Raw genomic sequence first — 11,515 nt, forward strand, 5'->3', positions numbered from 1 at the left:
GGGAGTCCGGGGGCGGCAGCCCCCGGACCGGCCCGCACCCACGCCGGGTGCCTACACCGGCACGTGCACCGTCTCGACCCGGCTGGCGACCAACCGCTCCCGCTCCCGCAGCACGGCCCGCTTGCGCAACCTGAGAATCTGCGTGACCCCGACCGCCTGCAACACGAACACGGACGAGAACGCGACCCCGTAGTCGTCCCCCGTCGCGTCCAGCAGCACCCCCACCGCGAACAGCGTGGTCATCGACGCCATGAAGCCCCCCATGTTCGTGATCCCGGACGCCGTCCCCTGCCGCTCGGGCGGATTCGCCGGCCGCGCGAAGTCGAAGCCGATCATCGACGCCGGTCCGCACGCACCCAGCACCGCGCACAGCACCACGAGCAGCCACATCGGCGCGTGCTCGGCCGGGTAGGCCAGCGTCACCGCCCACAAGGTGGCCGTCGCGCCCACCGTGCCGAGCGCCAGCGGCAGCCGCGCCGCGTGGTGCCGGGCGATGACCTGGCCGTAGACCAGACCGACGGCCATGTTGGACAGGACCACGAGGGTGAGCAGCGTGCCGGCCGTGGCCCGGGACAGCCCCTGCGCCTCGACCAGGAACGGCAACCCCCACAGCAGCAGGAACACCATCGCCGGGAACTGGGTGGTGAAGTGCACCCACAGCCCGAGCCGCGTCCCCGGCTCCCGCCAGGACAGCGCGATCTGCCGCCGCACGTACGCGGCCCCCTGGTGCGGCAGCGGCTCCGGCTCGTGGCCCTCGGGGTGGTCCTTGAGGAAGAGCAGCAACAGGACGAAGACGACGACACCGGCCAGCGCACTGCCCGCGAACGCCGCGGTCCAGCCGATGCCGTGCAGCAGCCGGGCCAGCACCAGGGTGGACACCAGGTTGCCCGCCATGCCGGCCAGGCCGGCCAGCTGGGCGACCATGGGCCCGCGCCGGGCGGGGAACCAGCGGGTGCCCAGCCGCAGCACGCTGATGAACGTCATCGCGTCCCCGCATCCCAGCAGCGCCCGCGAGGCCAGCGCCATGCCGTACGACGGGGAGAAGGCGAAGCCCAGCTGCCCGGCCGTGAACAGCACGACGCCGATGCCCAGCACCTTCTTGGTGCCGAGCCGGTCCACCAGCAGGCCGACGGGTATCTGCATGCCGGCGTAGACCAGCAGCTGGAGGATCGAGAAGGTGGACAGCGCGGAGGCGTTGACGTGGAAGCGGTCGGCGGCGTCCAGGCCGGCGACCCCGAGGGAGGTCCGGAAGATGACGGCGACGAAGTAGACGGAGACGCCGATGCCCCACACGGCGATCGCACGGCGGCCGCCCGGGGGATCACCGGGCAGGACCTTGCCGGCCGAGGTGGCCGTACTCATCGGACCTCCCCCCGCGCCAGGTGCGAGAACCACCCCACGTGCCGGCCCACCACGGCGACGGCCGCCTCCGCGTCGCCGGAGCGCAGCGCGTCGAGGAGTTCCGCGTGCTCGGCGAGGGTCTTGGCGATCCGGTCGGGGTGGGAGTGCATGACGGCGACGCCCATGCGCAACTGGCGGTCGCGGAGCTGGTCGTAGAGGCGGGAGAGGATCTCGTTGCCGCCGCTGCGGACGATCTCGGCGTGGAAGCAGCGGTCGGTGACGGAGGCGGCGGCGAAGTCACCGGCGGCGGCCTGCTCCCGCTGCCGGGCGAGCAGTTCCTCCAGCCGCTCCACGAGCCCCGGCGGGGCGGGTACGGCCTTCCTGGCGGCGTGCTCCTCGACCAGCAGCCGGGTCTCGACCACGTCCGCGATCTCCTGGGCGGAGACGGGCAGGACCAGTGCGCCCTTCTTGGGGTAGAGCCGGATCAGCCCTTCGGACTCCAGCCGCAGCAGCGCCTCGCGCACCGGGGTGCGGGAGACGCCCACGGCCTCGGCCAGCTCGCCCTCGGTGAGCAGTGTCCCGCCCTCGTAACGACGCTCCAGGACGCCCTGCTTGACGTGGGTGTAGACGCGGTCCGCCGCGGGGGGTTGCTTCACTGCCGTGGTCATGCCGACAGGATAGATACAACAGGGGCGCAAGAGGGATCCGTTCCAGCATCCGGACGGCCGCCCACCCCCGGAGGGAACGGGGCGATTTCCCCCACCCCACCGCGCAACCTTTCACCCCCGTCGGGTGTCGCACTGACGCGGCCACCTCTGCGTCGAGCACAACTCGGCCGCGACCATGGGGAATTAACCACAATCGGGGTAATCAACTCAATGAACACCATTTCGGGCGTCCGCCTGCGTCGAGCCCTCGCCGTCGCCCTGACCGGCGGCGCGGTCCTCGCCACCGGAGCCCTCGCCGCCGCACCCGCCCAGGCCGCCGCACCCGAGCGCGCCCTCGCGGCACCCGTGCAGGCCGCCGCCGCGCCCTCGATCGTCGCCAAGGGCGGCTTCGTGATGAACAACGCGACCGGCAGGACCCTCTACACCAAGGCCGCCGACACCAAGCGCTCCACCGGCTCCACGACCAAGATCATGACCGCCAAGGTCGTGCTCTCCCAGCCGAAGCTGAACCTGGACGCCAAGGTCACGATCCAGATGGCGTACAGCGACTACATCGTGTCGAAGAACGCCTCCTCCGCCCGCCTGATCGTCGGCGACAAGGTGACGGTCCGCCAGCTGCTGTACGGGCTGATGCTGCCGTCCGGCTGCGACGCCGCGTACGCGCTGGCCGACAAGTTCGGCTCGGGCAAGACGCGGGCGGCCCGGGTGAAGTCGTTCATCGGCAAGATGAACGCGACCGCCAAGAGCCTCGGCCTGAAGAACACGCACTTCGACTCGTTCGACGGCATCGGCAACGGCAAGAACTACTCCACCCCGCGCGACCTCACGAAACTCGCGAGCAACGCGATGAAGAACTCCACCTTCCGCACCGTCGTGAAGACCAAGAAGTACACGGCGAAGACGACGACCAAGAAGGGCGGCACCCGCACGATGGCGCCCTGGACCAACACCAACACGCTGCTGGGAAGTTACAGCGGCGCGATCGGCGTGAAGACCGGGTCGGGCCCGGAGGCCAAGTACTGCCTGGTCTTCGCCGCGACCCGGAAGGGCAAGACCGTCATCGGCACGGTGCTGGCGTCCTCGTCGACCACGCAGCGCGCCAAGGACGCCACGAAGCTCATGAACTACGCCTTCGCGAAGTAGACCTGCCGCCCGCACACCGGACACCTCACCACCGAGAAGGGCCCGTCGCCGACGCGACGGGCCCTTCGACCCACTGGGGCCCGCGCCGCCGGGCGCGCCCGCATCAGCGGGACGGTGTCCGCGGCCTCGCCCGGTCTCGTACACGCACTCGTCGGCCTCCGCCAGGGCTTTCGATCATCTTCGCTCGCAGTCGTGAACATTCGCGGGCCCGCTGGCATATGCCCATACCTCCGCCCTACGTTCCGCGACGGAGGTGGTTCCCATGAACGAACCCAGCAAGCGGCAGAACCCCGGCACGCGCCACGAGGCGATCGACGCCGGCGACTTCGTCTACGCGGCCACCGGCGCCCGGGTGCGCCGACTGACCATGCCGGACGGAAGCCACTGGTTTCCGGCGGTGGACGTGTGCAAGGAACTCGGACACAGCAACTCTCGAAAGGCCCTCACAGATCACGTTCCCGATGAGCACCGAGAATTGCTCGAGACTGTAACTGGACGTTACGGTCTCGGCGTTCCCGCAGGCAGGGGGTGGCGTCGAGACTTGCACGTGATCTCTCTGCAAGGTCTCATCCTCCTCGTCAACGCCTGCACCAAACCGGCCTGCGCCCCCTTCAAGCAGTGGGTCGCCGAAGTCATCGAGACCGTGCAGCGCGAGGGGTCGTACTCGCTGGACGAGGCCGAGGTGCAGCCCCTCGAACCGGGCGCCCCCGTCGCCTACGCCATGCCGGACCAGGTCGCCGAGGCGATCGTCCGGCTGGAGGCGCACAACCTCAAACTGGACGAGGCGCTGGCCGAAGGCCAACGTACGTCCATCGCGTTGCAAAGGGAGATGCTCTCCACCCAGCAGGCCACCCTCGCCACCCAGCAGGCGACCCTCGCCGTGCAGCAGGCGATGGTGCACGCACTGGAACGCATCGCGGACCGGTTCGACACCCTCGTCCTCCACCAGCGGGCGCCCCTCGGCCGTCTCGCGCCGGTACGCACCACGGAGTCCGTGCTGGCCGACTGGCGGCAGCGGTTGTCCGTGACCGAGGACGTGTGGACGGTCGCCCAGGTGATCGCACCCGTGCTCGTCGAGCAGGGCGAGCTGCGGGAGCCCCTGGAGTCCATCGCCGCCCGTACGGGGCTCTCCGTGCGCAGGGTCAACGAATGTCTCCGGCTGCTGCGCACCCACGCCTGCATCCGCTCGCGGGGCGGGGCCGAGGACGGGGCCCCGGTGTACGTGCTGCACCAGGGCTCAGGCCAGAACAGCAGGAGGGGCGTCGCAACACCAACTTGCGGCGCCCCTCCCGTCATGAACCTAGTCGGTTCTCGGCTCTCATGCCCAGCTGATCAACCGCTTCGGCTGCTCCAGGACCGCCGCCACGTCGGCGAGGACCTTGGAGCCCAGCTCGCCGTCGACCAGGCGGTGGTCGAAGCTCAGGGCCAGGGTGGTCACCTGACGCGGCTTCACCTTGCCCTTGTGGACCCAGGGCTGGAGCTTGATCGCGCCGACGGCGAGGATCGCGGACTCGCCCGGGTTGAGGATCGGTGTGCCGGTGTCGACGCCGAAGACGCCGACGTTGGTGATGGTCACCGTGCCGCCCTGCATGGCGGCCGGGGAGGTCTTGCCCTCCCTGGCCGTCGACACCAGCTCGCCCAGCGCCCCCGCCAGCTGCGGCAGCGTCTGGGCGTGGGCGTCCTTGATGTTCGGGACGATCAGGCCGCGCGGGGTGGCGGCGGCGATGCCCAGGTTGACGTAGTGCTTGACCACGATCTCCTGGGCCGCCTCGTCCCAGGACGCGTTGATGTCCGGGTTGCGCCTGATCGCGACGAGGAGGGCCTTGGCGATCAGGAGGAGCGGGTTCACCCGCAGGCCCGCGTACTCCTTGTCCTGCTTCAGCTCCTCGACCAGCTTCATCGTGCGCGTCACGTCGACCGTCACGAACTCGGTCACGTGCGGCGCCGTGAACGCCGAACCGACCATCGCCGCCGCCGTCGCCTTGCGCACGCCCTTGACCGGGACACGCGTCTCCCGCGTCCCGTCGTACGACGCCGGGGCCGCCGTCGGGGACGGGGCGGGCGCGACGGCCGCGGGAGCCGCCTCCGGCTGCGCGGCCGGGGTGGTCGCCGACACCGCCGCGTGCACGTCCTCGCGGGTGATGATGCCGTCCGGGCCGGAGGGGACCACGGTCGCCAGGTCGACGCCGAGGTCCTTGGCGAGTTTGCGCACGGGGGGCTTGGCCAGCGGCCGGTCGCCGGTGACCGGCGCGGCCGGTGCCGCGGGCGCCGGTGCCGCGGACGCCGGTGCCGCGTGTCCGTGGCCGTTCAGCTCGGCCTGGATCGCCGCCGACGGCGTCTGAGCGGCGGCCGGGGCTTCCGCCCCCTTGCGGGGGCGGCGCCTGGTCGCGGAGGTGGAGACCCCGTAGCCGACCAGGACCGGCTGGCGGCCCTCCGGCTTGGGCTCCTCCGCCACGGTCTCCGCCACGGCCTCCTGCACCGGCTCCGCGACCGCCGCCGCGCCGTCCCCGACGGCCACCGCGATGATCGACGTCCCCACGTCGACCGTGGTGCCCTCGGGGAAGTGCAGCTCGCGGACCACACCGTCGTAGGGGATGGGCAGTTCGACCGCGGCCTTGGCCGTCTCGACCTCGCACACCACCTGGCCGTCGGTGACCGTGTCACCGGGCTGCACGTACCACTTGAGGATCTCTGCCTCGGTGAGTCCCTCGCCCACGTCGGGCATCTTGAACTCACGTACGGAGCTGTCCGTCATCGTCGTCACGCTCCCCTCCCTCAGTACGCCAGCGAGCGGTCGACGGCATCCAGCACCCGGTCCAGGTCGGGCAGGTACTCCTCCTCCAGGCGGGCCGGCGGGTACGGGGCGTGGTAGCCGCCGACCCTGAGCACCGGGGCCTCCAGGTGGTAGAAGCAGCGCTCCGTGATCCGGGCCGCGATCTCCGCGCCCGAGCCGAGGAACACCGGCGCCTCGTGGACCACGATCAGGCGGCGGGTCTTCTCCACCGAGGCCTGGACCGTGTCGAAGTCGACCGGCGAGATCGAGCGCAGGTCGACGACCTCCAGGGAGCGGCCCTCCTCGGCCGCCGCGTCGGCGACCTCCTGGCAGAGCTTCACCATCGGGCCGTAGGCGGCCAGCGTGAGGTCGGTGCCCTCGCGCACCACCCGCGCGGTGTGCAGCGGGCCGGGGATGGCCTCCCTGTCGACCTCGGCCTTGTCCCAGTAGCGGCGCTTGGGCTCGAAGTAGATCACCGGGTCGTCGCTCTGGATGGCCTGCTGCATCATCCAGTACGCGTCCGCCGCGTTGGAGGGGCTGACCACCTTCAGGCCCGCCACATGCGCGAACAGGGCCTCGGGGGACTCGGAGTGGTGCTCGACCGCGCCGATGCCGCCGCCGTAGGGGATGCGGATGACGACCGGCATCTTGACCTTGCCCAGCGAGCGCGCGTGCATCTTCGCGAGCTGGGTGACGATCTGGTCGTAGGCCGGGAACACGAAACCGTCGAACTGGATCTCCACCACCGGGCGGTACCCGCGCAGGGCCAGGCCGATGGCGGTGCCGACGATGCCGGACTCGGCCAGCGGGGTGTCGATGACCCGGTCCTCGCCGAAGTCCTTCTGCAGGCCGTCGGTGACCCGGAAGACACCGCCGAGCTTGCCGACGTCCTCGCCCATGATCAGGACCTTGGGGTCCGACTCCAGTGCGCGGCGCAGCGACTCGTTGATCGCCTTCGCCAGCGCCATCTTCTCCGCTGCCATGTCAGACCCCCTCTGCGTCTGCGAACGATGCCTGGTAGGCGGCGAACTGGGCCCGCTCCTCGTCCACGAGCGCGTGTCCGTCCGCGTACACGTTCTCGAAGATGGCGAACCGGTCCGGGTCCGGCATGGCACGGACCACTTCGCGCACTCGTTTGCCCAACGTCTCGCTCTCGGCCTCCAGTTCCGCGAAGAACCCCTCGTCCGCGTGGTGTGCGGACTCCAGGTAGCGGCGAAGCCGCAGGATCGGGTCCTTGGCCTCCCAGGCGACGCGCTCGTCGTCGTGCCGGTAGCGGGAGGGGTCGTCCGAGGTGGTGTGGGCGCCCATGCGGTACGTGTACGCCTCGATCAGGGCCGGTCCCTCGCCGCGCCGGGCGCGGTCCAGGGCCCAGCGGGTGACCGCGAGGGAGGCCAGCACGTCGTTGCCGTCGACGCGGACGCCGGGGAAGCCGAAGCCCTGGGCGCGCTGGTACAGCGGCACCCGGGTCTGCTTCTCGTTGGACTCGGAGATCGCCCACTGGTTGTTCTGGCAGAAGAACACCACGGGGGCGTTGTAGACGGCGGCGAAGTTGAACGCCTCGCTGACGTCGCCCTGGCTGGAGGCGCCGTCGCCGAAGTACGCGATCACGCCCGAGTCCGCGCCGTCCTTGGCCACGCCCATCGCGTAGCCCGTGGCGTGCAGCGCCTGCGAGCCGATGACGATGGTGTAGAGGTGGAAGTTGTTGCCGTTGGGGTCCCAGCCGCCGTTGTTCACGCCGCGGAACATGCCGAGCAGGTTGGTCGGGTCCACCCCGCGGCACCAGGCGACGCCGTGCTCGCGGTAGGTCGGGAAGACGTAGTCGTCCTCGCGGGTGGCCCGGCCGGAGCCGATCTGGGCCGCCTCCTGGCCGAGGAGGGAGGCCCACAGGCCCAGCTCGCCCTGGCGCTGCAGGGCGGTGGCCTCGGCGTCGAAGCGCCGGGTGAGCACCATGTCGCGGTACAGACCGCGCAGCTCGTCGGGGGTGATGTCGGCGACGTACGAGGCGTACTCGGCGTAGGCCGAGTCCTTGGCGGTCTCGACGCGCTCGCCCTCGGGTGTCAGCAGCTGCACCAGCTCCGTTTCGGAGCCCTTCGCGGCAGCGGTACGGGTGCTGCTGCTGGTGGTGCTGGTGGTGCGCTTGCCACCGGTGCCGGCCTTGGTGCCGGCGGTCCCGGCCGCCTTGGTGCCGGCGGTCCCGGCCGCCTTGGTGCCGGCGGTCCCGGCCGCCTTGGTGCCGGCGGTCCCGGCCGCCTTGCTTCCGGCGCTGCGTCGCGGCTTGCGCGCGGCAGTGCTCTCGGTCACGTGTGCTCCTCCGTCGGTCCGGCCCCCGGGTTCGCCGGAAGCCAGTGCGGCTCACCTGCGGCCCGGCGGACGCACGAGGGTGGGTGCGGCCCGATCGGGAACAGGCGTGACAGGTGCCCCGGCGAGCGCCCTGCGAACAGCACGTTACCCAGTGCTCCACATTTCTGTGAAACCCTTCCTGACCTGCGTTTTTACTCGGATTTCCAAGTAAATCGACCCAGGAGGGAGGTTTTACTGGTCACAGCCTTGCAGGGGGCCGGAACAACGGCACGTTATCCCGGCCACCCCGGGCACGGGAAGAGCCGGTGTGTGAGACTGACCGCGTGCGCGAAGACGGAAAAATCCGGGTATTCCTCCTCGACGACCACGAGGTGGTCCGGCGCGGGGTGCACGATCTGCTCGCCGGCGAGGCCGACATCGAGGTGGTGGGCGAGGCCGGCACCGCCGCCGAGGCGCAGGCCCGGGTCACGGCCACCCGTCCGGACGTCGCCGTCCTGGACGTACGGCTGCCGGACGGCAGCGGCGTCGAGGTCTGCCGGGACATCCGCTCCCGGGACGAGTCCGTCCGCTGCCTGATGCTGACCTCCTTCGCCGACGACGAGGCCCTCTTCGACGCGATCATGGCGGGCGCCTCCGGCTACGTCCTCAAGGACATCCGCGGCGCCGAGCTGCTCGGTGCCGTACGGGAGGTGGCGGCCGGGAAGTCGCTGCTCGACCCGGCGGCCACCGCGCGCGTGCTGGAGCGGCTGCGCGACGGCGGGACGAAGCCCGACGACCGGCTGGCCCGGCTCACCGAGCAGGAGCGCCGCATCCTGCGACTGATCGGCGAGGGACTGACCAACCGCGCGATCGGCGAGCGGCTGAACCTGGCGGAGAAGACGATCAAGAACTACGTGTCCAGCCTGCTGGGCAAGCTCGGCATGCAGCGGCGCTCGCAGGCCGCCGCCTTCGTGGCCCGACTGGAGGCCGAGAACCGCTGACCGGCGCACGCTCCCGGGGTGGTACGGATTTACTCGGGACTTACGTCCCCTCCTGCCGGGGCGGGCGACCCTGTTCCCGTGCCCCGCGTTCCCGCACAGTGGGGCCATGCCCTCCGACGAACAGCTCGCCGTCGGCCTGCTCGGCCGCACCGCCTACGGCCGGGCGGCCACCACGCTGCGCGCCCTGCCCTTCCTCGCCCACGCGCGGCACATCGTGGCCGACGGGCGGGTCCTGCTGCGGATGCCGAGGAGCTGGGGGTACCACCGGATGTGCGCCGGGAGCGTCGTCGCGTACGGAGCGGACAACCTGACCTCCGCGCGGCCCGGCGAGAGCCTGTGGACCGTGCAGGTCCTGGGCCGGTGCGAGGAGCACGAGCCGAGCACGGCCGAGCTGGAGCGGTTCGGCCCGGCGCCGGACCGGGTGGACGGCGGGCCGTTCGAGGCCGCCTACCTGCGCCTGGACCCGCAGTTCGGCACGGTGCACTTCACGGACGGGGCGACCGGCCCCCTGTGACGGGGGCCGGGGCGGTCATTCGCCCGCCGGGTCCTCGCCGCCCGGGTCGCCGGTGGCGCCCGCGTCGGTGCCGCCCGTCGGGTCTCCGGTCGGGCCCCCCGTCGGCGGCGTCGCCGGGTCGGTCGTCGGGTCGTCGGTCGGCGTCGTCGGGTCACCCGTCGGATCGCGGGTCGGGTCACCCGTCGGATCGTCCGTCGCGGTGTGCGACGGGCTCCAGGACGGTGTGTACGGCCGGTCCCAGTCCCCGTCGCCGCTGCCGCCCCCGCCCGAGCCCTGCTCGGTGCCCGGGTCGGTGGTCTCCTGCGTCGCCTCGTCGCTGGGCGAGGAGCTGGGCGACTCCTCGCCGGTGCTCTGGGAGGTGGTCGCCGAGGGGCTCTTGTCCGTCTCGGTGCCGCCCTTGCCGTCGTCGCCGTTGTTCAGGGCGAGCGCGACGCCCGCCGCGATGGCGATCACCGCGAGGACGGCCAGTATCCACAGCTTGCCGCGGCCGCTGCCCTTGTTGCCGCCGCCCTCGAAGCCGCCGTCGTCCCCGTCGTAGCGGCCCGGCAGGATCGGCTGGGGGATCTGCTGGGTGCCCGACGCCCCGTGGTCGGCGGGGTGCGGCATCACCGTCGTACCCGCGAGACCGGCCGACGGGGTGTGCCGGCCGTCGTGCGCGGCGACCGGGCCGGTGTTCCAGGTGCCGGTGTGGCCGCCCTGCTCGTACAGCATCTGCAAGCCGTACTGGACCAGGCCGCGCATCTCCTCGGCGGTCTGGAAGCGGTCGTCGGGCTCCTTGGCCAGCGAGCGCATCACCAGGCCGTCCAGCTCCGGCGGGGTGGCGTCGGAGACCTCGGACGGGGGCGTCGGGATGTCCTGCACGTGCTGGTAGACCACCGACAGCGGGGTCTCCCCGGTGAACGGGGGCCGCAGCGCGAGGAGTTCGTAGAGCAGGCAGCCCGTCGCGTACAGGTCGGAGCGGTGGTCGACGGCCTTGCCGAGCGCCTGCTCGGGGGAGAGGTACTGCGGGGTGCCCATGACCATGCCGGTCTGCGTCATCGTCGACTGGGCGCCGTGCAGGGCGCGCGCGATGCCGAAGTCCATCACCTTCACCGCGCCGTTGTTGGTGATGATGACGTTGGCGGGCTTGATGTCGCGGTGCACGATGCCGTGCTGGTGCGAGTAGGCCAGCGCCTCCAGGACGCCGGAGACGATGATCAGCGCCTGCTCGGGGCCGGGCGCCTCCGCGTTGAGGAGGAGGTCGCGGATGGTGCGCCCCTCGACGATCTCCATCACGATGTACGGCACGGACTGGCCGCCGGCGACGTCCTCGCCCGAGTCGTACACGGCCACGATGGCGTGGTGGTTGAGTCCGGCCACGGACTGCGCCTCGCGCGTGAACCGCGCCTTGGAGACCGGGTCCTCGGCGAGGTCCGGGCGCAGCAGCTTGACCGCCACGGTGCGTCCCAGGCGGACGTCCTCCGCGGCGAACACCTCGGCCATGCCGCCCCGCCCGAGCCTGCGGGTCAGCCGGTACCGGCCGTCGCCGACCAGGCCGCCGTTGCCCCAGTTCTCCGGCGCGTCAGACATACCGCCGCCAGATGCCTCGGGTTCGGACGGGCCCTGGGCGCGCTGCTGCTGTGCCATCAGTCCTCGCCGTCGTTTCTGCCCGCGGTACGCGCGGTGTTGTCACGGTCTCCGTCGGCCACGCTACAGCCTTCGCGGGGGCCTCCGGTCCGGGATGGGCGCCGGGACCGGACATGAGACGGACCGGTCATGAAACCCTGGTTCCGTACTCTCGTGCAAATTCCGTGCA

General features: G+C 71.4%; 9 protein-coding genes and 1 pseudogene. 4 read left to right on the forward strand and 6 right to left on the reverse strand.

Annotation, left to right across the window (positions count from 1 at the left end; all coding sequences use genetic code 11):
* Positions 1-51: 51 nt before the first annotated feature.
* Entirely contained in the window at positions 52-1,362 is a 1,311-nt protein-coding gene (locus IE94_RS0108690; protein ID WP_030180634.1) for an MFS transporter, read from the reverse strand.
* A complete protein-coding gene (locus IE94_RS0108695) occupies positions 1,359-2,009 on the reverse strand; it encodes a GntR family transcriptional regulator (protein WP_030180636.1) in 651 nt (216 codons plus the stop codon). Before IE94_RS0108695 ends, IE94_RS0108690 begins: the two co-directional genes overlap by 4 nt.
* 210 nt (positions 2,010-2,219) lie before the next feature.
* Here IE94_RS0108695 and IE94_RS0108700 point away from each other — a divergent pair, with 210 nt between their 5' ends.
* Both IE94_RS0108700 and IE94_RS35320 read left to right on the forward strand, forming a co-directional pair.
* Positions 2,220-3,152, forward strand: coding sequence for a D-alanyl-D-alanine carboxypeptidase family protein (locus tag IE94_RS0108700; RefSeq protein WP_030180638.1), 933 nt, complete (start codon positions 2,220-2,222; stop codon positions 3,150-3,152).
* A 262-nt stretch (positions 3,153-3,414) separates the two neighbouring features.
* A pseudogene (locus IE94_RS35320) lies at positions 3,415-4,389 on the forward strand (BRO-N domain-containing protein); the annotation flags it as partial.
* Positions 4,390-4,470: 81 nt separating this feature from the next.
* Here the strand turns inward: IE94_RS35320 and IE94_RS0108710 are convergent.
* Genes IE94_RS0108710 through pdhA form a run of 3 tightly spaced genes read right to left on the reverse strand, consistent with a single transcriptional unit; the run spans position 4,471 to position 8,226 of the window.
* The gene (locus IE94_RS0108710; protein ID WP_030180640.1) at positions 4,471-5,916 is read right to left on the reverse strand and encodes a dihydrolipoamide acetyltransferase family protein; all 1,446 of its coding nucleotides are present in this window, start codon (positions 5,914-5,916) and stop codon (positions 4,471-4,473) included.
* 11 nt (positions 5,917-5,927) lie between these two features.
* Positions 5,928-6,908 (reverse strand): alpha-ketoacid dehydrogenase subunit beta, encoded by a 981-nt coding sequence (locus IE94_RS0108715; protein WP_037922182.1) that lies wholly within the window; start codon positions 6,906-6,908, stop codon positions 5,928-5,930.
* A gap of 1 nt (position 6,909) precedes the next feature.
* A complete protein-coding gene (pdhA, locus tag IE94_RS0108720; RefSeq protein ID WP_030180642.1) occupies positions 6,910-8,226 on the reverse strand; it encodes a pyruvate dehydrogenase (acetyl-transferring) E1 component subunit alpha in 1,317 nt (438 codons plus the stop codon).
* A gap of 323 nt (positions 8,227-8,549) precedes the next feature.
* Between pdhA and IE94_RS0108725 the strand changes: the two genes are divergently transcribed.
* On the forward strand, positions 8,550-9,206 hold the full coding sequence (locus IE94_RS0108725) for a response regulator (protein WP_030180643.1): 657 nt from the start codon (positions 8,550-8,552) through the stop codon (positions 9,204-9,206).
* Positions 9,207-9,312: 106 nt separating this feature from the next.
* The gene (locus tag IE94_RS0108730; protein ID WP_030180644.1) at positions 9,313-9,720 is read left to right on the forward strand and encodes a hypothetical protein; all 408 of its coding nucleotides are present in this window, start codon (positions 9,313-9,315) and stop codon (positions 9,718-9,720) included.
* A gap of 15 nt (positions 9,721-9,735) precedes the next feature.
* Here IE94_RS0108730 and IE94_RS0108735 read toward each other — a convergent pair whose 3' ends face one another.
* Positions 9,736-11,346, reverse strand: a complete 1,611-nt coding sequence (locus IE94_RS0108735) for a protein kinase domain-containing protein (protein WP_030180645.1) — start codon at positions 11,344-11,346, stop codon at positions 9,736-9,738.
* Positions 11,347-11,515 lie beyond the last annotated feature (169 nt).

Origin of the sequence: Streptomyces violaceorubidus, assembly GCF_000717995.1 — a bacterium.
Lineage (GTDB): Bacteria > Actinomycetota > Actinomycetes > Streptomycetales > Streptomycetaceae > Streptomyces > Streptomyces violaceorubidus.